Source organism: Brevibacillus nigriterrae (assembly GCF_049846925.1).
Lineage (GTDB): Bacteria > Bacillota > Bacilli > Brevibacillales > Brevibacillaceae > Brevibacillus_H.
The window spans coordinates 18852-40675 of the sequence record NZ_JBNCMT010000018.1; the positions used below are offsets into that span (position 1 = coordinate 18852).

General features: G+C 45.4%; 23 protein-coding genes and 1 pseudogene. 9 read left to right on the top strand and 15 right to left on the bottom strand.

What is annotated here, in order from left to right:
• The first annotated feature begins 45 nt into the window (after window positions 1–45).
• On the top strand, window positions 46–399 hold the full coding sequence (locus tag ACPW7N_RS14280; RefSeq protein WP_425651776.1) for a hypothetical protein: 354 nt from the start codon (window positions 46–48) through the stop codon (window positions 397–399).
• 6 nt (window positions 400–405) lie between these two features.
• Here ACPW7N_RS14280 and ACPW7N_RS14285 read toward each other — a convergent pair whose 3' ends face one another.
• Window positions 406–1320, bottom strand: coding sequence for an MBL fold metallo-hydrolase (locus ACPW7N_RS14285; protein ID WP_425651777.1), 915 nt, complete (start codon window positions 1318–1320; stop codon window positions 406–408).
• Window positions 1321–1725: 405 nt separating this feature from the next.
• Between ACPW7N_RS14285 and ACPW7N_RS14290 the strand changes: the two are divergent.
• Window positions 1726–3091 (top strand): annotated as a pseudogene (locus ACPW7N_RS14290) (hemolysin family protein).
• 65 nt (window positions 3092–3156) lie between these two features.
• Window positions 3157–5535 (top strand): ATP-dependent helicase, encoded by a 2379-nt coding sequence (locus tag ACPW7N_RS14295; RefSeq protein ID WP_425651778.1) that lies wholly within the window; start codon window positions 3157–3159, stop codon window positions 5533–5535.
• Here ACPW7N_RS14295 and ACPW7N_RS14300 read toward each other — a convergent pair.
• The 4 genes from ACPW7N_RS14300 to ACPW7N_RS14315 form a co-directional block, all read right to left on the bottom strand.
• A complete protein-coding gene (locus ACPW7N_RS14300; protein ID WP_425651779.1) occupies window positions 5495–5653 on the bottom strand; it encodes a hypothetical protein in 159 nt (52 codons plus the stop codon). The genes ACPW7N_RS14295 and ACPW7N_RS14300 overlap by 41 nt on opposite strands.
• Before the next feature lie 87 nt (window positions 5654–5740).
• On the bottom strand, window positions 5741–6517 hold the full coding sequence (fabI, locus tag ACPW7N_RS14305) for an enoyl-ACP reductase FabI (protein WP_425651780.1): 777 nt from the start codon (window positions 6515–6517) through the stop codon (window positions 5741–5743).
• Window positions 6518–6633: 116 nt separating this feature from the next.
• Window positions 6634–6828, bottom strand: a complete 195-nt coding sequence (locus tag ACPW7N_RS14310; RefSeq protein WP_425651781.1) for a hypothetical protein — start codon at window positions 6826–6828, stop codon at window positions 6634–6636.
• A gap of 76 nt (window positions 6829–6904) precedes the next feature.
• A complete protein-coding gene (locus tag ACPW7N_RS14315; protein ID WP_425651782.1) occupies window positions 6905–7633 on the bottom strand; it encodes a ZIP family metal transporter in 729 nt (242 codons plus the stop codon).
• Between the two features lie 183 nt (window positions 7634–7816).
• Here ACPW7N_RS14315 and ACPW7N_RS14320 point away from each other — a divergent pair, with 183 nt between their 5' ends.
• Both ACPW7N_RS14320 and ACPW7N_RS14325 read left to right on the top strand, forming a co-directional pair.
• On the top strand, window positions 7817–8458 hold the full coding sequence (locus tag ACPW7N_RS14320; protein ID WP_425651783.1) for a metallophosphoesterase family protein: 642 nt from the start codon (window positions 7817–7819) through the stop codon (window positions 8456–8458).
• A gap of 135 nt (window positions 8459–8593) precedes the next feature.
• The gene (locus tag ACPW7N_RS14325) at window positions 8594–9223 is read left to right on the top strand and encodes a hypothetical protein (protein WP_425651865.1); all 630 of its coding nucleotides are present in this window, start codon (window positions 8594–8596) and stop codon (window positions 9221–9223) included.
• A gap of 92 nt (window positions 9224–9315) precedes the next feature.
• Here the strand turns inward: ACPW7N_RS14325 and ACPW7N_RS14330 are convergent, their stop codons facing one another.
• Window positions 9316–10041 carry a TerC family protein gene (locus ACPW7N_RS14330; protein ID WP_425651866.1) on the bottom strand — a complete coding sequence of 242 codons (726 nt, stop codon included), beginning with the start codon at window positions 10039–10041 and terminating at the stop codon, window positions 9316–9318.
• A 293-nt stretch (window positions 10042–10334) separates the two neighbouring features.
• Between ACPW7N_RS14330 and ACPW7N_RS14335 the strand changes: the two genes are divergently transcribed.
• Window positions 10335–10850: an ADP-heptose synthase gene (locus ACPW7N_RS14335; protein WP_425651784.1), complete on the top strand. Its 516-nt coding sequence runs from the start codon at window positions 10335–10337 to the stop codon at window positions 10848–10850.
• Between the two features lie 80 nt (window positions 10851–10930).
• On the opposite strand, the gene ACPW7N_RS14340 is transcribed toward ACPW7N_RS14335, so the two are convergent.
• Window positions 10931–11473 (bottom strand): GyrI-like domain-containing protein, encoded by a 543-nt coding sequence (locus ACPW7N_RS14340; protein ID WP_425651785.1) that lies wholly within the window; start codon window positions 11471–11473, stop codon window positions 10931–10933.
• 135 nt (window positions 11474–11608) lie between these two features.
• Here ACPW7N_RS14340 and ACPW7N_RS14345 point away from each other — a divergent pair, with 135 nt between their 5' ends.
• Genes ACPW7N_RS14345 through ACPW7N_RS14355 form a run of 3 tightly spaced genes read left to right on the top strand, consistent with a single transcriptional unit; the run spans window position 11609 to window position 14101 of the window.
• Window positions 11609–13033 carry an aminotransferase-like domain-containing protein gene (locus ACPW7N_RS14345; protein ID WP_425651786.1) on the top strand — a complete coding sequence of 475 codons (1425 nt, stop codon included), beginning with the start codon at window positions 11609–11611 and terminating at the stop codon, window positions 13031–13033.
• Window position 13034: 1 nt separating this feature from the next.
• Window positions 13035–13775, top strand: a complete 741-nt coding sequence (locus ACPW7N_RS14350; RefSeq protein ID WP_425651787.1) for an AzlC family ABC transporter permease — start codon at window positions 13035–13037, stop codon at window positions 13773–13775.
• On the top strand, window positions 13772–14101 hold the full coding sequence (locus ACPW7N_RS14355; protein WP_425651788.1) for an AzlD domain-containing protein: 330 nt from the start codon (window positions 13772–13774) through the stop codon (window positions 14099–14101). Before ACPW7N_RS14350 ends, ACPW7N_RS14355 begins: the two co-directional genes overlap by 4 nt.
• 163 nt (window positions 14102–14264) lie before the next feature.
• Here the strand turns inward: ACPW7N_RS14355 and ACPW7N_RS14360 are convergent, their stop codons facing one another.
• The 8 genes from ACPW7N_RS14360 to ACPW7N_RS14395 all read right to left on the bottom strand — a co-directional run bounded on the left by ACPW7N_RS14360 (window position 14265) and on the right by ACPW7N_RS14395 (window position 21498).
• Complete coding sequence (locus ACPW7N_RS14360) at window positions 14265–14933, bottom strand: hypothetical protein (RefSeq protein WP_425651789.1); 669 nt, start codon at window positions 14931–14933, stop codon at window positions 14265–14267.
• A 147-nt stretch (window positions 14934–15080) separates the two neighbouring features.
• A complete protein-coding gene (gene thpR / locus ACPW7N_RS14365; RefSeq protein ID WP_425651790.1) occupies window positions 15081–15659 on the bottom strand; it encodes an RNA 2',3'-cyclic phosphodiesterase in 579 nt (192 codons plus the stop codon).
• 65 nt (window positions 15660–15724) lie between these two features.
• A complete protein-coding gene (locus tag ACPW7N_RS14370; protein WP_425651791.1) occupies window positions 15725–16213 on the bottom strand; it encodes a hypothetical protein in 489 nt (162 codons plus the stop codon).
• Between the two features lie 141 nt (window positions 16214–16354).
• Window positions 16355–17368, bottom strand: coding sequence for a hypothetical protein (locus ACPW7N_RS14375; protein ID WP_425651792.1), 1014 nt, complete (start codon window positions 17366–17368; stop codon window positions 16355–16357).
• A gap of 2 nt (window positions 17369–17370) precedes the next feature.
• Complete coding sequence (gene surE / locus ACPW7N_RS14380) at window positions 17371–18171, bottom strand: 5'/3'-nucleotidase SurE (RefSeq protein WP_425651793.1); 801 nt, start codon at window positions 18169–18171, stop codon at window positions 17371–17373.
• Between the two features lie 451 nt (window positions 18172–18622).
• Window positions 18623–19543 carry a S8 family peptidase gene (locus ACPW7N_RS14385; RefSeq protein ID WP_425651795.1) on the bottom strand — a complete coding sequence of 307 codons (921 nt, stop codon included), beginning with the start codon at window positions 19541–19543 and terminating at the stop codon, window positions 18623–18625.
• 74 nt (window positions 19544–19617) lie between these two features.
• A complete protein-coding gene (locus ACPW7N_RS14390; protein WP_425651796.1) occupies window positions 19618–20043 on the bottom strand; it encodes a tellurite resistance TerB family protein in 426 nt (141 codons plus the stop codon).
• Window positions 20044–20181: 138 nt separating this feature from the next.
• The gene (locus tag ACPW7N_RS14395; protein ID WP_425651797.1) at window positions 20182–21498 is read right to left on the bottom strand and encodes a hemolysin family protein; all 1317 of its coding nucleotides are present in this window, start codon (window positions 21496–21498) and stop codon (window positions 20182–20184) included.
• Window positions 21499–21824 lie beyond the last annotated feature (326 nt).

The window sequence follows — 21824 nt, forward strand, 5'->3', positions numbered from 1 at the left end:
TATGGGGAAAACGCCAACAACACAATAGCAAGGAGGATCTCCAATATGCAACTGAGAGTGAAATCCTTATCCGGAGTGATTCAACCCCTGTCGTATGTTGACAAAACTTTGCGTCAACAAGGCTTCAGGCGAATGGGTAGTGATGATACTCCCGTCTATGACGTTGTGATCTATGACTCCGCAACCAGTACCTCGTATTTTCTGCGCATCCCCACCAGTATTTCGCACCACAACTTTTCAGGTAAAGGAGAACTAACTGTCAAAATTGGTCGCCCTTATCTTGAATCCAAGTTTGTTTTGGAAGGGAATTCTGAAGAGTTCATCATCCCTCAGGCAATCCGCCATGCTGCAGAACACAAGCTCGCCGAAATCGCTGATTACCTTGTTTCACCTTCGTAAACTGCCCTACTCTGAGGTTTCTGCTTTTGCCCAGATCATCTGGTTTCCTTTGAACCGATACGAAAGGCGCTTCTCCCGATACAATCCCACGAGATACCCCATGAAAGCCGTACGGTACAGAACAAACTTCGTCAAATTGTCAATCTCCACGGCAAGCTGTTCACAGAGCATGGCGAGCCCATCTTCCAACGTCATTTCCTGCTTGATAAAAATTTGCTCAATCCACTCCATGATTTCTTCGTGACAGCGAATATTTGCCTGAATGGTCTCCTGAACAGAGGTTTCGAATTCTCCATGACCCGGCAAATACCCTTGATATCTAGTCTCTTGTAATTTCTTTAAACTGGCGATCGTCTCGCTTGCATCAACAAGGAAAGGAAGTTTGTGTTTGGTGAGTGTAGTCTGTCCAAAATAGCTGTCGGCTGCAAAGCAAATGTCATCCACAACAATCCCGACCTGTTGCCAACTGTGACCGGGAAGGGAAAGGATGGTGAATGTGACTCCGTCTATCTCGATTTCACCCTCGACAGGAAGGATGTTGTCAACACGAGAAGGTTCTGCACACAAAAATTTGTTCTTTAATTCTGGGAGTACACTGGCTCCAATTCCCAAATAAATCGGTTCCAGAATGGGATTGCGAATAATTGCTTCTTCTAACGGAGGTGCATAACAAATAGCCTCTTCAAATACAGATAATAAATAGGAATTACCGCCGAAATGATCGGCATGAGAATGTGTCTGGACAATGGCTCGTACTGGCTGAGCAATTGCATCCAGTCCTTTTTTTATCTTTTTCGCTGTTTGGGTATCAAGCCCTGAATCGATCAATATAACCCCGCTTTGTCCGATGACAACCCCTACGTTCACACTTCCTGGGAAATATCCGACCTTCTCACTAATCATAGTTGGCCCGTTGCTCATGGTATCTTTCCTCCCCTGCATCCTACTCGTTTTACTACTCATTTTCGCCAAAAAGGTGTTGATTCCTTGCCGTCATGCCACAAACTGCATGTCCTTGCAAGAAAATGCTAAAGATTGACTAGAGAAACTTCGAAAACAAGAGATATCACCAAAAAACGAGCAAAAAAGCCGCTCGGTGCCCCCCAGTGAATTGATTTGAACTGTATGAGCAATTCATACACTTTTGACTCGGTTGAATTGTTACTGATATACTATATGTACGAAAAAAAGGTTTTGCAGGATCAAAGCCTTTCATCTTAGAGCGAAATATGAATGTTTATGAGTTTTATTCGTATGATTGTAGTAATAGAGAAAACTTAAAATGTGGAGGTGAATTCTCCTCCTTTTGTTACCAAGAGGACGGAGATCTACTTGGATATACCGATAGGGGAAACATTTCTTAGTCTGCTGCTCGTGCTGTTTCTAGTATTACTGAATGGTTTTTTCGTTGCAGCAGAATTCTCATTGGTAAAAGTTCGCCAAACTCGATTAGCACAGCTCGTAAGCGAGGGAAAACCGAATGCGAGATTTGCGCAAAAGGTTACCCAACAGCTAGACGCCTATTTGTCTGCCTGCCAGTTGGGAATTACACTTGCTTCGCTTGGACTTGGGTGGGTTGGTGAACCAGCCATCGCCCACTTGATTGTCGAACCGCTCCTGGGCAACTTTGAAATGCATCCTACCCTGATAACAACTTTATCTTTTGCCATCGCATTCGGGATCATTACCTTCTTGCATATCGTGCTTGGTGAACTGGCCCCTAAATCATTGGCAATCCAAAAAGCAGAAAACACTTCACTGTGGGTAGCAGCACCTCTCATGTTATTTTACAAAATCAGTTATCCTGCCATCTGGTTGCTTAACGGAACAGCCAATTTCCTTTTGAAGCGAATTGGTCTTGACCCGGTAACAGAACAGGATTCAGCTCACACCGAAGAAGAAATTCGCATCCTGGTCAATGAGAGTGCGAGAAGCGGACATATCGATCAAACGGAAATGGCATTGGTTGACAATGTCTTCGAATTCTCCGAGCGTTTGGCCCGGGAAATCATGATTCCACGAATTGATATGATCTGCCTGTACGATGATAACTCCTTCCAGGAAAACCTGGATATTATTCGTGAATCTCGTCATTCCCGTTTTCCAGTTGCTCATGAAGATAAAGACCGCATTATCGGCTTTGTCCATGCATCTGATTTTTATCTGACAGCCTTGACGAATGGCAATGCCGATATCAAACGACTGATCCGTCCGATGTTGACCGTTCCGGAGTCAACCGAGATTAGCCACGTACTTCGTCTCATGCAAAAACGCCGGACGCAAATGGCCATTGTTATCGATGAGTACGGTGGGTACAGCGGGTCTTCTCACCATGGAAGACATTCTGGAGGAAATCGTTGGTGACATCCAGGATGAATTCGATGAACATGAACGCCCTGAAATCGAAAGCAACAATAACGTATTGTCGGTTGCCGGTAAAACCCTTCTTTCCGAATTGAACGACTACATACCGATTGAAATTACTTCGGATGACGTAGATACAATTGGTGGTTGGCTTTACAGTCAATTAAATGAGAAAGTGGCAATCGGGCAGTCTGTACAATTTGAGAACTATCTGTTTACCATTACCGAATTCGATAATCACCGGATCACACGTGTGGGTATCACGCTAGTTGAAGACAACAGAGACAATTCACACGAAGACGACGGTATGCTCATGCAAGCACAATAATTGTAAAGATCAAGGTGTCCCTGGCGAGGGGCACCTTCCTTATTCGTAGCAGGGGTGAAAAAAACGTGAAAATAGCAAGGTATACGAACAAAATGATACAGATCACGCAAGATACATACTCCAGCATCCCTCATTGGCGTATCCTTGCCTTCACCAATCAACTCAGTTGTCCCCTTTGCGCGGCCCCGCTGAGACTTGTGGCAGGAGTCAGTTTTGAACCCTTTTTTACTCATACAGAAAATCACTCATGCCCTGCAGAAACGTGGACAGAACTGCCGGATCAAGCACTTCATTGTGAGCCAGAGCAGGATTCCTTTGCACAAGTAGCAGCCACAACATCCCTGCAAGAGACCGATTCACCAGAACCAGAAGTATCTGATTTCACTGGAGGATTTCGACTGCCAAAGAGCCGTCCCATTCCCCAGTCTTCGTCAGCAGCAACAGCTACGACACCACCGCCTGCCAAGAGCTTTCGGGTGCGTTTGGCTCCCAAACAATCCATTCAATCAGTTCATGGTCATCAGCGTGACAGCCTGCATCCCTCGCAGCGAGAAGCTGTGCATCATGTAGAGGGCCCACTCTTGATCCTTGCTGGTGCTGGCAGTGGCAAGACAAAAGTCATGACCGCAAGAACTGCACACCTGATTCATGATAAACAGATTGACCCTCGCTCCATCATGGTCGTTACGTTCACCACGAAAGCAGCAGAGGAAATCAAACAGCGACTCACCTCATCCATTGAGCCACGAGTTGCCAATCAATTGATTACCGGTACATTTCACAGCTTGTTCTACCGCATGCTGATGCATCACAATCCCCAGCGCTGGAACAATGACCGTCTGTTAAAGCAAGATTGGCAAAAATGCCGCCTGCTTCGGGAATCTGGCGTTCTTGTTCATACTGATTTAGGTTCCTTGCCAGAAGCAGATTTGCTGGAAGCACTTTCGGTTGTGAGCCGTTGGAAAAATGAGAGTATCTCCGCCAACGAAGCTGCACTCATTCAAGTGACAACCGATGAAGAGCGACGAGCACAGGACCTCTATCCGCTCTATGAAAAAGCAAAGCAAAAGCAACAGTGGTTTGACTTTGACGATATGCTGATTGGTTGCTACGAGCTCTTATGTGACCATGAAGATGTGCGAAAGCTGTACCAAAGCCGTATCAAGTATTTGATGATCGACGAGTTCCAGGACATTAACAAAATTCAGTATGAAACCGTAAAACTTCTGGCGTTCCCGCAAAACAACCTGTGTGTAATCGGCGATGATGACCAGTCGATCTATGGCTTTCGAGGCAGCGACCCACGTTACATTCTCGATTTTGCCAAGGATTATCCCACAGCAAGCACCATTACACTGGAAGTGAATTACCGCTCCCGCTCAGCCATTGTGGGGCTTGGATATTCGCTGATCAACAACAATCGTGAACGTTGGAAAAAAGAGTTGAAATCTTACCATCCCGACGATGGCGAGACGATTCTGTTTCACCCTGAGGATGAGGAAGAACAGGCTTCCCGCATCGTCGATGAAATCCTGCATCAGTTAGCGCAGGGGGCAACATTCGCCGACTTTGCAATTCTGTTTCGCACCTATGAATCCACCCGCCCGATCTGGGAACGTCTGTCGGAAGCACGCATTCCTGTTTCATTTACGCTGGAAGAAGACTCGTTTTATCAAAAACAGGCGGTTCGCTGGGCACTCGCTTATTTGAAGCTTAGTCTTGATTGGGATCATACAGAGGCAGTAAAAGATATGCTTCCTTCCCTGTATATCTCCGGGTCCCAGTTGAATGAACTGCGAAGTCAGGCGATCCTCGATGATGTTTCCTTGCTTGAAGCTTTGCCACGGTTGGTCTCTCTCAAACCATACCAGCGCAAAAACCTGCAAAAAGTAAAAGAGGTACTCTCCCAAATTGGAAGCTGTACCCCTGGACAAGCATTGGAAGCGATCTATGAGGATTTGAAGCTGCGTGATTACGTCAAAAAACGGAATAAGGAACGCAATCCCCACGACGAGGACCATGCGATAGACGATCTGCGCCAATTGCTGATCGCAGCCAAACGGCATTTAAGTATCCCTGCATTTCTCGAGCACGTCCAAAAAATGATCACGCAGGAACAGGAATGGCGCAAAAAATCAAACTCTCTGGCTACCTCTGCAAACGCTGTGCAGATGATGAGTATCCACAGAGCCAAAGGCTTGGAGTTCGAGACCGTGTTTGTTGTCGATGCCCTGGAGGGTGTACTTCCTCATGAGTATGCGCTTGAACAGGTTCGCCAAGGCAATAACACCAGCCTTGAAGAAGAACGCCGTCTCATGTATGTTGCGATCACACGGGCACGTCATAACTTGTATATTGGTGTCCCCAGTGAACGATTTGGTCGCAAAACCAGGATCTCCCGCTTCATTCAGGAGATGGGTTCTCATTCTTCTTTGCCAATGTAGCATTGTCATCCATTTCTGGTGAACCATCCACTGTCAGATGGCCAGATCGGGTCAAATAATATCCTCTGCCAGTAAACATCATTAACTCTTCCATTGAAGTTGCAAAGGGCCAGAACATAAATAAGGCTTCCTCCTTGAAATGGCGTTTTTTTTAGCCTGTCAAGAGAGGAAGCCTTTTATGCATGTTCGTGATTTTTTAAGCGTTCTAGTAGCCTAAAATACTGTAGCCAGCATCCACGTGCAGCACCTCACCAGTAATACCACGGGAGAGATGACTGAACAGGAAGAGTGCTGTATCGCCAACATCGGACGTATCTACTGTACGACGAAGTGGTGCTTTCTCTTCGATGTTGCGAATCAGGACGTTGAAATTGCGCACGCCTTTGGCAGCGAGTGTACGAATTGGTCCTGCGGAGATCGCATTGACACGAATTCCATCTTTGCCCAAGTCAGCAGCCAGGTAGCGAACAGACATATCCAATGCTGCCTTGGCAACGCCCATCACGTTGTAGTTGGTGATTACTTTTTCGCCGCCAAGATACGTCAACGTAACAATACTGCCACCCTCTGTCATGAGTGGTTTTGCTTCTCGTGCGACTGCTACGAGTGAATAAGCGCTGATATCTTGAGCTAGTGCATATCCTTCACGAGAGGTGTAGACATAATCACCTTCAAGTTCATCTGTTTTAGCGAATGCGATGCAGTGCGCCAAGCCATGAATGACGCCCACTTTTTCTTTGATCTCAGCAAAAGCTTGTGCTACTTCTTCATCTTTGGAGACGTCACAGGAGATCAGAATGGACTCTGGTTGATCAAGAGTCGCTGCCAGTTCAGCAACGTTCTCACGCAGACGTTCTCCCTGATACGTGAAGATCAGATTAGCACCTGCTTTGGACAAGGATTGAGCAATTCCCCAAGCGATGCTGCGGTGGTTGGCAACACCCATAACAACTATGTTCTTACCTTGTAATAATGTATTCATTATGTAAAAGCTCCTTCCCTTCCGAAACGTATTCTTTGCCATTATATACGATTCTCTTGTTGGTTTCGAGAGCAAAACTAGTCGATTTTTGGAAGGGAAGATATTTTGCCTCTCTTTTATTCTCCTTGATCCATCGCAATGGCTGTCTGGTCAGCAGGCATAGCAGCTGCTTGCGGATTCATTGCCCATTCCGATTCAACCGGATTCAGCGCCGTTCCTAGTGTTGGAAGTTCTGCTTGCATATGTACGGCCTGCTGATTGTTTGCTTGTAACAGATTTTCTTCCCGATTAGAAAAATGCTGATTGGTCATTTATCTTTCCTCCCTGCATTCCTGAATTCCTGACTGAACAGATTCTGTATGTTAGCGTGGAGGAAAATGGTTGTTTCTATACATGGGAATGAATTGCTCCTCGAAAGAAAAACATCACGAACAGATAGGCAAGGGCTGCAGAGAAAAAATACAGACTCGCTTTTTTGTTTCCTCTTCGCTGAATGTAAGGAACCATATGGCTCGCTGATACATACAAGAATACCCCTGTCGCAACGGCAAATATGACATTGGTCCCAGCACCTGCGAAAAACCTTTCGACAATCGTCATCGCCCACGCACCAAGCAGCGTCATCACGCCAAGCATGACCGCCCCGAAAAAGGCCATCATCCGCTTTTCTGTAGCCAGATAGAGAATAGACGCAAGGGTCACCCCATCAGGAATTTTATGCAGGATCAAGGCGATAACCACCGAGAGACCAACCTGAGTATCTACCTGAAAACTGGCCATCATCGATATTCCTTCCATAAATGCGTGCAAAAAGAAAGCAAGAGTAATACCAATCATACTGGAGACACCGATTTGCTCGTCTTGTTTGGACAAAGTCTCCAGTACAAACAGAAAGCAAAAACCAATTAAGACAAATGGCATGTATGACTGATGTGTACTCCCCATGCTATGCGGCAACATATCGAGGATGGTTAAAGCTAACAACAGCCCGCCCCCGACACTAACCATGGAGATCAATGACTGTTCGGTCCATGTTTTTCGAAAAAACAACATCGATCCGCCAAGCACACTTGCAAGTGAAGCGGCAGCGAGAAGAACTGGCATTGAAAGCGACAACTTTTTCGCCTACTTTCTCTTTTAAGATCCTGTTCAACAATGAGGACGTTCGGGACATCCCTTCCTATATCCCAATTCTATTTGCCAACCACCCTGTTTATGTAAAAGGTTTCCTAAAGGCAACCACTGGTGATAAAATACATGCCATAAAGACCCACATCTATCCAGAGGGGGAATGGACCGATGAAAATCGCATTAATTAGTGACGTGCACGGTAAGCGCAAACAGTTGAAACAAGTCCTTGAGCAAATTGCAGCTCATCAACCCGACCATATTTACTGCCTCGGCGATATGGTAGAGTGTAAAATCAGCAAGGCTAATCTGCATTCTTTTCAATTTGCCTTCGTCGATCAGGTGCTTGACAGTGACCCGAAGCTGGTTAAACGACTTCGTCACATCTCATGCATCAGCGGAAACCAGGAGGAACGAATCAGAAGCCTCATCCCGCTCCATCAGGTTGATCAGGACATGCGCTATTTGCTCACCCTCCCCTCTGTAATTGAATTACCTTTTGCCCGGTTAGAGCACGGTCATCAATTCCTTAACGAGAAAAACTGGTATCCCTATCCCCGTCAAATGAACAAACGCATTCTTTTTTACGGCCATACGCATGAAAGTGGCCTTTTTCAGTTGCGTTGGGCAGGTAAAAAGTGGTTCCCGGAGAAAAATCCATTCGAATACGGCTCTCCCATTTTATTGGATGCGGCAAAGTACTGGGCAGTAAACGTAGGGGCAATTGATTCAAAAGAACCAGAGTGGTTGCTGTACGAGGAAGAACTGCGGCAGATTACGTTTTTCCGTACGCAAGAACCCGCCACAAAATGACAAGCTCGCATATATCTGACGAAAATACACTAGTTTTTAGAACCTTTGTCGATTATCTATTACCCGGAAAAATTGGTGCTATAATGGGGCTAATTATAAGGTGGACTAGGCGATAAGGAGTGATAAGCAATGAGTCTGGAAGTACAGGTTTGGATGGCTTCAAAGGAAGTAGCTGATCGATTGAATGTACATGTTCGCACGTTACGCAATTGGTTGGATCTGTTTGTTCCCATAACGGACAAGCAGAAGAATCCACAGGGTCATTACCTGATTAGCGAGCTCGGCTTTCACTTGTTAAAGGAAGTCAAAGTCCGAAAAGATGCGGGAAATTCGTCCTTGCGAGATATTCAACAACAACTGTTTGCAGAAGGGTTGTTGACAGAAAGCATGATTTTTTCTGACGAGGCAGCGGGAACAGCAACAAGTGAAACAGCACTTGTCACCCCTGAAACTCTCCATCTGCAATCGTCTTTCCGGGATATTGAAGTAACGGTAAACGAAACCTTGTTTCATTTCCAACAAGAGCTTGCCAATCTCGCTTCGGTGCAGCAAATGCAAACAGCGATTTTGCAAAAGCTTGCCGATGTGGAAGAAAAGCAAGAGTCCCTCCGCTTGGAAATGCGCCGTGTAACATTCGAAATGGATCTCATGCATCAGCGTCTGACACGTCGCAAAAATCGCTCTGACCGCAACAATTCCCGCTGGTCTTTGAATCCTTTCCGCTGGTTCAGCCGTTCCAACACCAACAATATCGCGGCTGATTAGCAACCGAACATTTGACCCCTCCAACTAAATGACATAAAAAAGAAAAGACTCGGACGATCCCGAGTCTTTTCTATGTTTGAAATATTGATTTGTTATCCAACAGCAATCTCATCCGATTCCACGTTCTTATCTTCAAGCTCCTGCTCTCTTTCTCGGTTACGCTCTTGGATTTTTACTCTCACTTTATAGCCAATTCCAACTACCAACGCTACAATAGCGAATTTAAATCCGTATTGAACCCATGGCGAAGTAAAGAGGTGATCAATTGCTTTTTCGTGGGTAATCATCTTGGCTGCTGTCCAGGCGAGAATACCAGAACCAGCATAGATGATCCACTTGTACCGTTCCATAAACTTCAATATCAGGTTACTTCCCCAGATCATTATCGGCACACTGATTAACAAGCCGATGACAATCAATAGAAGATCCCCGTGTGCTGCACCAGCGATGGCTAATACGTTATCAAGTCCCATCATGACGTCAGCCAATACGATTGTCTTGATTGCCTGCAACAGGTTATTGCCAGCAGAAATCTCGTGGCCACCTTCTTCATCGACGAGCAACTTGTAGGAGATCCATATTAACACAAGTCCACCTATTAGGAATAAATACTGGATTTGCAAAAGAATGGCCGCCGCTACCGTTGCCGCAATGCGAACCAGGATGGCCATCGCTGTTCCCCAGATTATGGCCTTTTTCTTCTGTTCCTGTGGTAGTCTGCGACTTGCCATCGCAATGACCAAAGCATTGTCTCCACCGAGAACAATATCAATGGCAACAATTAGTAATAGTGCTGAAATAAATTCCATTTCAAACATCATAAATCCCTCCCCCTGCTATTCGGGTATCAAAATTCTTTGTGTCAGCAGGTAAAGGTCAATAAAAAAAGACCTCACCTACGTCAACCCATAGGCAAAGGTCTTGCTAACAACAGTACTGTTGCCAACAAAGCCGAGGATGGTTAGTCCTGTATTGACGACTTTGCTGTAAAAGCTACTCCCCTTTGTTAAAAAAAGAAAAAATATATTCCTTATTACTTATATCGTAATCCTCGGTCGGGGTTGTTGTCAATGATTGATTTAAGTATGATATAGCGAGGGGGGGTTATACAGTGAGAAAGAAATTTGTGCTGGAAGCTGTCATGCTGGCCATTTATGGTGAGTTATTATCCCCAGCGAAACCAATCGAGTATATTATTCCTGCTTCCACCATTTACGAACTTGAGGAAATTGAACAAACTACCGAGCCGATCATGCCCGACCTGGAAGATGATCAGCATGTACGCAGCGTCATACGGGATATGATTCAATTTTTTGACGACCCGTTCAAGCGCAAAAAAATGGAAAAGTCACTGATCGCACCTTGGTCAACTGTCACCTTTCCTTTCTCCGAAGAAGTACATCTTACGATCATAAAGTCCACAGACTCTGCCTCATGGGGTGAGCTATTTGATCCAATCGAGACCCAGCTTATCCTCACTGCCATGCGGCTTCATGCCCCGATCCTGACTGATCAGGTGGAGTGGCAGGAACGACTCTTAGAACATGAAGTCTCTGTCCAGTTCTACGATATTGAGGATTTTGAATTTGCAGTCGAGATGGGGCTTTCATTGGATGATTATCTATAATCTTATCACTATACCACGCACACCAAAGTAATGCGGAGAAATGCCGCTTTACTTTTTTTGTTTATTTTTACTTTGTTCCATTACTCGACCGCAATATAGATCTCGACAACCGCATCACCAGGATTGCTTGCTCTTGTATCGTACAACTCATAATCTCCAGTAAACGTTCGCTTTTTATCATTGTGGGAAAACCAGTCCCAAATAAATGCCCATCCCTCAGGTACTACTTCGGAAACCGGCCCTCGCCTCGTCGTAAACACCGCATATTGACCAGCAGGAATGGTTTTCCCCACAAGCCCATCTGGTATCTCTTCCATCGTATGTACTTTCAAACCAACCAGCATGAGATAGGTTCCAGCTACTCCGTTTTCATAATCGGTATATAATCCGATGGTAGGACTGTCTGTTACTTGATTGGGAATTTTTCTACTTGTCTGCTTCTGATAAAATTCCATCCACAGCCCGGGAATTTTTCCATTCCCACCCGCTTCTGCTGCGTTGGATGTATAGGTTGCTATGCCAATCACCTTACACTCTTCTTGTACAATGTATCTTGGCTCCATCATTTGCTCCATTCCTGCGTGATCCCCTTCCATTTTGCTCTTTTTTACTATTTTTCCCATTATAGAACACAAGTTCTCTTTTTGCAAATTTGTATGTGCTCCTTGGATTTTTTCATTAACGGAATTGGCTCTTTTATTTTCACCTAAAACGCCTTATAGTGAATTTCATAGTTCAGCTAAAAAAGGAGTGAGATTATGGGGCGTAAAGCCATCTATCAGGATGTATATCACCAATTACGCTACCAAATCTTGAGCGGAGAACGCCCAATTGGCTCATCTTTACCACCAGAACGCAGGATGGCTGAGGAACTTCAGGTAAGCCGTAATACTGTTGTAAAAGCGTATAGCGAGTTGGAAGCAGAAGGTCTTATTGCTGGAAAGATGGGCAGCGGCCGATACGTGGAACCAGTTACTCCACTCCATTCTTTTGGACGGATCAATTGGCACCAGCAGTTAAACTATGAACAACTAAATCCTTACCCTTCCTATATGGCTGATTTGCTCTCGCTTGCGGTGCCCCAACAAGGTCTGATCAATTTTGCTCATGGCGATGGCGGGAAACATACACTGCTTGAATCTGGTTTTCAGGACTATCTCAAACGATCAGCCGAGCGAATTGAATCTTATTACTTCCTGCCGATTAACGGATATCCGGCTTTGCGTGAATGGATCGTCTCCTGGATGGGGATCAGCCATGTTTCTTCGATTGAGCAAATTGTAATCACAAGCGGTTCTCAGGAAGCCTTGCAATTAGTTACCACCCTGCTCGCCAAACCAGGTGATACGATTGCGGTGGAAATGCCGACCTATTTCGGAGCACTTCAGCTCTTTCAATCGTTAGGTATGAAAATTATCCCGATTCCCGTAGACAAGGACGGGTTGCGTATCGATGTGCTGGAAGGTGTGTTGGCCCGTTATCGCCCACGCTTTCTTTATACTATCCCTACCTTTCACAATCCGACGGGTTATACCCTGTCTATCGAACGGAGACATCGACTACTGGCACTTAGTGAGCGGTATGGAATTCCCATTATTGAAGATGAAGCGTACCGCCACCTGCATTTGACGAAACCCGCTCCCCCTTCTCTTGCTTCTCTTGATACGAGCGGAAATGTCATTTACATCAATACTTTCTCCAAAGTGCTTTTTCCGGGCCTGCGCCTTGGCTGGATTGCTGCTAGCCGTCCTTTGACCACATTACTGACGCGGTTGAAGGAATTGACAATTACCAACAACACACTTGGACAGCTCGCCCTTCATGCCTACCTGGCTGACGGCGCTTTAACTTCTCATTTGGAACGTGTCCGTAAAATGTATCGGAACCAGGCTACAGCCATGGGGAAATACTTGCACGCTTTGCGACCTCTGGGACTTTATTATGAACAGCCGTCTGGCGGATTCTACTATTGGGTGTCGCTTCCGACTGAGATCGATGCAAGAGAGGTTCTACACGATTGTCTAATCAGAGGGGTATCATTTGCCTGTGGCGATATGTTCCTGCCACGAGAGGCCATACAACCCTATATCCGATTATGTTATACACACGAAGCAAAAGAACAAATTCATTCGGGTATGGAAATACTCCAAGAAGTGTTGACCAGTCGAAGGGAGAGATTCTAGTATGAAAAAAAACAATCAGGGAGTCCCTGCATGGCGTCAAGGCGTAGTTGACTCCTTGCCGATTACGGTTAGCATCATTCTTTTCGGAGCGATTTACGGGATGCTCTCACTACAGGCTGGGTTAACAGGATGGCAAAGTGTAGCGATGTCGACGATAGTATATGCAGGCGCAGCACAGTTCACTGCACTCTCCATGCTGAGTGAAAACGCAAGCATGTGGGCAATCATCCTTGCGACATTCCTGCTAAATTCCCGCCATCTGCTCATGGGGCTATCTGTGTCACCACATTATCAGAAATTCTCTATGACTCAGGTCAATATTTTTGCGTTCTTGTTAACTGATGAGCAATATGCCATTATCCTTAATCGTTTTCGCCATCATACCAGTGAAGCTTCTTATATTTTGTCTGTCGGCTTGTCACTTTTTCTCGCCTGGAATGTCGGCACCTTGCTTGGTATCTTTGCAGGTCAATGGATACCTGATCCGGAGGCACTTGGATTGGGCTTTAGTTTCACAGCGATGTTCCTTGCCCTCGCCTATTACCAGTTAACCTCGGTTGCCCGTATCTTTACCTTTATCCTGTGTGCAGGCGTTTCTGTCAGTCTGGCGCTGGTTCTCCCGAGTGGACTTCACTTGCTCGCCGCAGGATTGGTTGCATTTGGCATCGGGTACTACCTGCCTGTCAGAGAAGAAAAGACAGATTCAGAAAAACCAATGGCTAGTGAGGTGGAGACGGCATGAGTGTCTGGCAAACGCTTTTATTATTCGGGGGTATGGGGCTTGTCACTTATGTCAGCAGACGTGCTTTCTTGCAGCTACCCAGTGGATTTTTCTCAACACGTTTGCGCAATGGATTATCTTTTATCCCCATCGGTATCTTTGCGGGCCTGATTTTCCCCTCGCTTTTTATAGAGAATCATCAGATGGTCGTTCGTCCGCTGTTTCTTGTTGCCAGTCTCATCTGTTTGATTGCGATGCATCTAAGCCGCAATGTATTTGTGAGCTTTGGCGTGAGTCTCACTCTTGTCGTTTTTGTTTCTCTGGGAATTCTTCCTTTTCCAATCTAAAAAACCCACCCAACACAAGCTATCGCTGGCGGTCGACTAAACGCTACATCCGTGTAGCATCGTCGACACTCGCACATCTTCGGCATCGTCTTGCGGGGCGTAAAACTCTAAAAAAAGGGATAGCGCCACAATCGTGTGGTCTATCCCTTTAATTCATATTTGACTACTCTCTGCCTCCACTAGCCAGATATGAAAAATTCACCCATATCATTTCTTCAATTCCCAGTATTTCTTTAAACAAGTCAACAGAATCATACATGAGAGAGCTTCCCAGGTCATCGTCAAATTCGGTTAGCGTGTTGACATCGAATAGAGAACATAATTGTTGAACTTGCTTGTGCGTCAAAAAGCGAGAAAAGTATTGTGGGCGAAAACGGGCAATTCCTTTTTTCACTTCTTGCTTGAAGCTTTCCGAATGAACAACCTGATAGAGCACTTCATCGTACTCCATTCTCAGTTGATCATCCATGATGACTTCTTCTGAGAGGTCGATGGATGGGTAGCGTTTGGTCATGACAGACTCAGCCATTTCAATATCCAGTTCGTAGCTTATGGTAGCAGACGATACCTCCACCCCGCCATCAAAAAGCCGAAAACCCCAACCGGTATCTTCTGAATCATGAAACCAAAGAAGGGGAATATGACAATTGGACAATCGCAGAAGAAACTGCAATGTCTCTGCTGTCTCAAGCCATTCGTCCTGTGGAAAGATCGCATTCCACTCTTCATTGATATTCTTGTGAAAATAAGGTTGGTTGAATCTACTTAATTGAAGGAGTAATTTGGGCTCGTATTTTCGCGGGTATAATACTCCGGTAGTAAACTCACTCATGGGTTCCCACCGCTTTCTTACAAAGTGATGTATATCACTATTACCCATTGTCTTACTTTGTTAAACCTGCTTACTTTCCAGTTTATTCAAGACGTTTGAATTTTTGACGTTGTACTACACCATTTTTCATAAATTCTTCTCTCGATATTACGACAAGATTTTTTGGGCAAGTTCAGCCGTGTGGATAATGGTATGTACGGCCCCTTCTGGACGCAATTCAGACCGATACAAATTAATTTGACTCACTTGCCAGCGAACAGGCGTCTCTGGCAGGAACTTCTCGTTCCACTCTTGAACCGGCATGACACCCTGTGAAAACCGGGGACTTCTTGCCAGTGTAATATGTGGTTTATATTCCCTTGAGTCATATGACAATCCCGGATGCAAGTCAAATCTTTTACCAAGAAGCTGGTGTGTTTGAACCAACGCTTTCCGATTCCCTTCCAGACCGACCCACAGCACACGTGGGCGCTCAATCGATGGAAAGGCACCAAAGCTCCCTAGCACCAATGTAAAGGGTTGGATAATGGAGCTGACAATATTCATGTCTTCACAGATGCTGGGAAGCAGGCTTTCATTTACCTCTCCCAGAAAGTGAAGTGTCAAATGCAGGTTATGCATGGGTTGCCAACGGTCTGCCTGAATTTCTTGCCGCAACTGTTTTTGAGCCTGACTCAGGACGGTTACAACGTTATCTGGAATATCAAATGCAACGAAAAGACGCATCGTTACCCTCTCCCACTCAAAAAAATAGCTCCCCCGCAGGAGAGCATTCATACCATCATCTACACTTATGCTGCCAATACCCGCCCTGTTAGAATTCCCATGATGTAGCGGGCATATTCCAGTAATGTCCCTGACGAAGGAGTGTACAGAAATTGAAGAGATAACTCTACATGACCGTCTTGCAGCGAAGGATCCAGATACCATTGCAGGTCAACGTCACGACCAAAGTACTCTTCGATCCGGCTTTTCACATATGCTCCATCCATATCAGGATAGGATCCCATGGAGAAACGTACGAAAACCGGGAATGGCTCCAGCATCGATGTGCTGGGATCTTCGAATTGCAGTTTTCCTCTAATGGCAATTACCCCGTTTTCACTCATGAGCGTATACTCCAGAATGGCTTGAAAGAAGGGGGTCATTTGCAATTCTAATGCGGGAAATCCACCATCTACCTTAAGTGAATGTAGTGCAGCCAGTTGTTCAACTTCTTGCTGAAAATCACGGGAATGGCTGGATATGGTTTGGAACAAATAGGGTTGAACAGCGTACATACCTTTTCACCTCGTCTGCTAATTTCCTGTTCTTTCCTATTCGCTACCTCTGTCTGTCGTTTCCTTTGTTGAAATTTGACTACTTTTACCATATTTTCGCCTAATTGAATTTATGCTACATACTTCCCGTTTTTATCACTGTTATTGATATGGGTTCACTTGATTGTCAATTTGCTGATCAAACAATTGCAGTAATGTTTGCTGGAACGATTCGTCCAGTTCCAGGTGATGCCATTTTCCCTTTTCATACCGCATGATAGGGTAAGCCCCAGCTTGCAATGGCTGTCCATCGGTTGTCTCCACAAATTCTGGAATGGCCGACAGGAATCGAGTAAACGGATTTTCCTCTTCCTCACTGTCTTGTGGCTTTGCAAACAACTCCTCCAATGATGGAGTAACAAACAAATACAAATAGGGCAACTTTTCCGCCACCCAAATGGTAAAGGTACTTTCCCGAACCTCACTGGTAAAATGCCGGTGCATAACCGTTATCGCCTGATGAACGGCCTGCATGACCATCAGCTGAGCCTCTTCTTCTCCCTGTGCAGTCACCATTTTTTGATAGTCAAACACATAGGCTTTTCCTTCTTCTAGGAGTGCTGATGGAGAAAGCGTCGATGCGGGGAGGGACGCAACTTCTTCACTAGGGCTCGTCCCCTCATAAAGGTGGCGAATTTGTTCTTCTATGACAGTCTTTTCATCTTCCGGGAATTGAATCGCTTCGGAGTATATATGTACGATCTGGTCCGTTTCATAGGCCAAATAATGAATCCAGGTTTGCTGTTGTTCCAGCAATCGCAATGCCAAATAGCGGTCCCGCTCTGTTGGTATATGGAACGGAATCGGAAAGCCTAGGGGATTGCGTGGATCGTTCAGGGTCCAAATAATCGCAAGCAGCTTCTCCTCGTAGGTTTTGAATTCTACATACACTTCTGCGTGTGTCGATTGACTGAATGAATCAATACTGTCGAACACGAGAAAAAGCTCCACATTGCCTTGTGCATCCATTCGCGGGAAGTATGACAGTCCCTGATCGTGGACCAAATCATACAAATCAGGAAATGAGATTTTGCCTAGAACCTTCGTAATCGTTCCTTCTGAAGGTGACAGGATAGTCTGATCTGGTGTTACTTCTGGACGAAAGGGTCCGTTCATGTTTACCGCTCCTTCTTCCCCCAACTCTTGCTTACAGACCATGTTGAAATTTCTTCTAATAGTGAACGGTCCGTTGAATCAATGTGGATTGGTGTAATCGTGATATAGCCGCTTTTGAGCAGACGGTAATCCTCGTTCTCGGGATGCTCTTCTGCTTCACGGTACTCTCTGCGCAGCCAATAGCCTTCCTGTTCCTGATGATATTTGTCCTCATAGTGATACAAAGACAAGACGGCTGGGGCAATTCCTTTCACGTTTTCTTTCTGGATGTGCGGGATATTCACGTTCCAGAATACTTCCGGAGGCATCTCGCCTTTTTGGGCCTTGTTCAGGAATTCTTGCAAAACAGGTTGGATTAATTCAACGACATCGCCGTAATCATCCTGATGAAAAAAGTTGTCATACGATAGCGCTACAGAAGGAATCCCCAGAATGACCGCTTCTCTAGCAGCACTGCAAGTTCCTGAGTAGTACACGTCTCGACCGAGGTTGTTGCCCACGTTTACCCCGGAGAAAACGATATCGTACTTCTTTCCCTCCTGCTGCAACAGATGATAGGCTGCTTTCACACAGTCAGCCGGTGTTCCATTCACCTTCCAAGCGTTCACAGGGAGTCCATGGAACTCGTTCGTAATGGGTGAGAGTGCTTCACGATAAGTGATGCCGTGCCCTACTCCGCTTTGCTCCTGAGACGGAGCAACCACAGTAATGTCTATATGAGGAAACGACAGAAGAGCCTCAACCAGGCGGTGTATGCCCAGCGCATGAATTCCGTCGTCATTCGTAACCAATATTCGCAACATCTTTCGTACCTCCCTTTATTCTTAAATCGTAAAGTTTAAATGCCTTAACAAATTAAAGCAATTAAACTTACCTTATGCGTGAGCCCACTTAGAAAAGATTTCGTCCATTGCAGTCTCCTTGGAAGTGATACCGAGCGACGTTTCAGCCACCCGATGAGAGGTGGAAGAACGGAGAAAGGAACAAGAATCGACATCCAACCCCTTTAGGGGCGCAAAGCGTTTGGCGATTCCCTTTCGCAGAGAAAGAGCGGACTGTACGATCTTCTTTGCGAACTTCCACAGAGCGACGTTTCAGCCCCCCGATGAGAGGGGGAAAGGGACGAAGTCTTTTCTTCATTCTCCTTATTGTAACAAATATCGAAAGGGATGCGAAATCGGACAGTTGATCAATCAGCAGAAATGCAAAAAGCGTTATCCTCTCCATATGAGAATAACGCTTCCCGTCTGCTTGTTACTTCTTTTTTTGCCTCGAACGCTTCTCTGCCAATTGCAAAGCTTGCAGTCCAGACACATGAGCGGCAGCCATCGATGTTCCATCCAGCTCTTTATAGCCATTTTTCAGCCAGGTTGACTTGATTTTGACACCGGGTGCGACTGTATCCAGCCCCCTGCCTCGAGAACTAAATTCTGCCAGCTTTCCATCCTTATCAGATGCCCCTACCGAGATCACCCCTCTGTACGCAGCAGGAAATTCTAGTGATCCACCATTATTTCCCGCGGATGCGACGAGAATGATCCCCGCATCGGATGCCTGGCGAATGGCATTGCGTAGCGCAAAGTTATCTTCTGTCGTGCCAAAACTCATATTAATAACGTCCATTTTATTTTCGATTGCCCAGTTGATCCCCTGAACGATGTCGCTGATATTAGCCGTTCCATCCGAACCGAAAGCACGTATATCGTATAGCTCTACTTTCGGTGCTACTCCCACGATTCCGCTGTTGTTGGCGACAGCAGCAATAGTTCCCGCTACATGTGTTCCATGTCCTCCCAATTCCTTACCAGAAACGAAGCTTACTCTTTTTTTGACCTGTCCAGATAAATCAGGATGCTTTCGGGAAATGCCCGTATCAATCACCGCAACCTTGATTCCTTGTCCCTTGGTCGTTTTCCAGTAGCGCTCAGCACCAATCTGCTTTACACCCCATGGAACTTCATCCGCCATGTGCAAGCGCACCTTCACTTCATTGGAAACCCGGAACCTGGTTTTGCCCAGAAGCTTTTGCAACGCCTTCAACTCGGATTCAGCAACTACAAATGAGCGGACAGAGGATAAATTCTTCGTCGCCGCCTTTATGGCTTCATGCTTTTGCAAACATTCCAAACAATGGTCATACCCTTTGGATTTAGTGAAAGTAACAATCTTATGCACGCACATACCTCCAGAGCGATTATTCTCTGTTCACATGGTATGTTCTGAGCGGGCAAAGGCGATAGGGTATCAGCCTATTCTGCCACAATTTGTTTCCAGCGTTCCCTCCAGGAAACCCCTTCCATGATCCATTCTTCTACTTGCTGAAGTTTCTCTGGTTCAATTTTCAACAAATTAGCAATATGTTGAATCTGATCTCGCTCTGATTCCGTCAGGTTTCTGTCCGCAATCGCCATATGATAAAGTTGCCGTAAGAGCGTTAATTTTTCCAATTTGGAAAGAAAGCCCAGATCCTCCACAATACTCTCGGGCTGTTTTGGTTCATCTATATCACTTGTGAGAATTTGTCGTTCTCGTAAAGTAAAATGCTCTTTTTCAACCATTTGATATATTCTGCTAATCTCTTTTTGACTAATGTACCCGTCTGCATGTCCGACACAAATCATCAGTCGTATAGAGGTGAAAAAAATGTGCTTGTCCTTCTCGTTACTGAGTGGCACGACTACTCTCCTTTCAAACTCCCATGATTCTGAATTTATACTATTATACGATGATTAACGAAAGCGGTTGCATTTTTTTGTGTCAATCAGGTGAAAGAGAAAAACTCCCCTTTCTGCATCAAAAAGAAAGGGGCGTTGCTAGCTTGACTGGACCTGTTGCTTTTTTACTGAAATTCGATTGATCCGATAATGGTCCACTTCGCTCACACGGAATTCATAGCCCTCGGCCCGGACAGTATCGCCTACTTTTGGCGGGTGATTAATTTGCATGTAAATCCACCCTGCCAATGTATCCACTTCACTGTCATCCAATGAAAGACCAAGATAATCATTCACCTCTTCCAACAGCATTCTGCCATCAAAGGAGTATACATCATCCTTTTGCTCAATCTCAGGCCTTTCATCATCAAATTCATCCTGGATATCTCCTACGATTTCCTCCAGAATGTCCTCTACCGTTACCAGCCCAGCAGTACCACCGTATTCGTCAATGAGGATGGCTAACTGATGTCGTTGCTTTTGCATCATGCCAAGCAACCGGCTGATCGAAATGGTTTCAGGTACTGTGAGAATCGGACGAATCAACTCTTCAATTTTGGGCTGAACCTTCATCAGATCATAATTCAGCAAATCTTTGATATGTAAACTGCCCACCACATGATCCTTGTCTCCATCAACGACAGGATAGCGGGTATATCGTCCATGGCGCACAAGGTCAATACTATCCTCGAAAGAATCACGAACATTAATTACGATCATGTCTGTGCGGGGTACCATGATCTCCCTTGCCATCGTCTCGGAGAAGTCGAAGATGTTGTCAACGAGCATCAACTCCGTCTGGTCGATGAGTCCACTTTTATGACTCTCATTTACCAAAATTCGAATTTCTTCTTCTGTATGTGCCGCCTGATGTTCGGATATGGCTGACAGCCCAAAGAGCTGGAGAATTTTGCTCGCTGCCCAGTTCAAAAAGGTGATGAAGGGGTACATGACTCTATAAAAAAAGTCGATAGGCTTGGCTACCTGAATTGAAACCTCTTCGGACCGCTGGATTGCCAAAGATTTCGGGGCCAATTCACCCAGGACAATATGCAAAAAGGTAATAATCGAAAACCCGATCACAAATGAAATGGTTTGACTCCAGGAATCGCCCATTCCGAAATACGCAAAAATGGGCTGCAGCAGGTGCGCTACTGCTGGTTCCCCCAACCACCCTAAACCGAGAGAAGCAAGGGTGATCCCCAACTGACATGCAGACAAATACGCATCAAGATTGCGGATTAACTGCTCCACATGTCTTGCTTTGCGGTTCCCTTCTGATACAAGCTGTGTAATGCGAGACTCTCGTACTTTAACGACCGCAAACTCGGTCGCTACAAAGAAACCGTTAAGCAGGACTAATAAAAGAACCAAAAAAAGCTTGAAAAGGATGCTCGGTAGAGACTCAATTGTCATCTGCTACCTCCTTTCGCCTTTTCTTTTTCTTCTATTCTTTCCCGTAATCCCGAGAAATATTGTAGCCCTGTCCGCTCTTTATCAAGACCGTACAGGGCTAATGTGATTCACTATTCACTTTACGAGAAACTTCCTTTCATCCGAGACCCAAATGTATCTGTAGGTTTGACTTGATAGCATCACTCCCTGTTGCGTTAATCCGATAAGTTGATTTCCCTACAAAGAATAATACATTCGCTCCCTTTCTTGAGTAATTAGCGTTTAGGTTACCGCCGTGTTTTTATTATAACTAGTATTCTGAATTTTGTAAATAGTATATTAATTTT

Coding starts and splice junctions, on each gene's coding strand:
- ACPW7N_RS14280 (WP_425651776.1), top strand. CDS start 46: ATGCAACTGAGAGTGAAATCCTTATCCGGAGTGATTCAACCCCTGTCG.
- ACPW7N_RS14285 (WP_425651777.1), bottom strand. CDS start 1,320: ATGAGCAACGGGCCAACTATGATTAGTGAGAAGGTCGGATATTTCCCA.
- ACPW7N_RS14300 (WP_425651779.1), bottom strand. CDS start 5,653: ATGTTCTGGCCCTTTGCAACTTCAATGGAAGAGTTAATGATGTTTACT.
- fabI (WP_425651780.1), bottom strand. CDS start 6,517: ATGAATACATTATTACAAGGTAAGAACATAGTTGTTATGGGTGTTGCC.
- ACPW7N_RS14310 (WP_425651781.1), bottom strand. CDS start 6,828: ATGACCAATCAGCATTTTTCTAATCGGGAAGAAAATCTGTTACAAGCA.
- ACPW7N_RS14320 (WP_425651783.1), top strand. CDS start 7,817: ATGAAAATCGCATTAATTAGTGACGTGCACGGTAAGCGCAAACAGTTG.
- ACPW7N_RS14330 (WP_425651866.1), bottom strand. CDS start 10,041: ATGTTTGAAATGGAATTTATTTCAGCACTATTACTAATTGTTGCCATT.
- ACPW7N_RS14340 (WP_425651785.1), bottom strand. CDS start 11,473: ATGGGAAAAATAGTAAAAAAGAGCAAAATGGAAGGGGATCACGCAGGA.
- ACPW7N_RS14345 (WP_425651786.1), top strand. CDS start 11,609: ATGGGGCGTAAAGCCATCTATCAGGATGTATATCACCAATTACGCTAC.
- ACPW7N_RS14350 (WP_425651787.1), top strand. CDS start 13,035: ATGAAAAAAAACAATCAGGGAGTCCCTGCATGGCGTCAAGGCGTAGTT.
- ACPW7N_RS14355 (WP_425651788.1), top strand. CDS start 13,772: ATGAGTGTCTGGCAAACGCTTTTATTATTCGGGGGTATGGGGCTTGTC.
- ACPW7N_RS14360 (WP_425651789.1), bottom strand. CDS start 14,933: ATGAGTGAGTTTACTACCGGAGTATTATACCCGCGAAAATACGAGCCC.
- thpR (WP_425651790.1), bottom strand. CDS start 15,659: ATGCGTCTTTTCGTTGCATTTGATATTCCAGATAACGTTGTAACCGTC.
- ACPW7N_RS14370 (WP_425651791.1), bottom strand. CDS start 16,213: ATGTACGCTGTTCAACCCTATTTGTTCCAAACCATATCCAGCCATTCC.
- ACPW7N_RS14375 (WP_425651792.1), bottom strand. CDS start 17,368: ATGAACGGACCCTTTCGTCCAGAAGTAACACCAGATCAGACTATCCTG.
- surE (WP_425651793.1), bottom strand. CDS start 18,171: ATGTTGCGAATATTGGTTACGAATGACGACGGAATTCATGCGCTGGGC.
- ACPW7N_RS14395 (WP_425651797.1), bottom strand. CDS start 21,498: ATGACAATTGAGTCTCTACCGAGCATCCTTTTCAAGCTTTTTTTGGTT.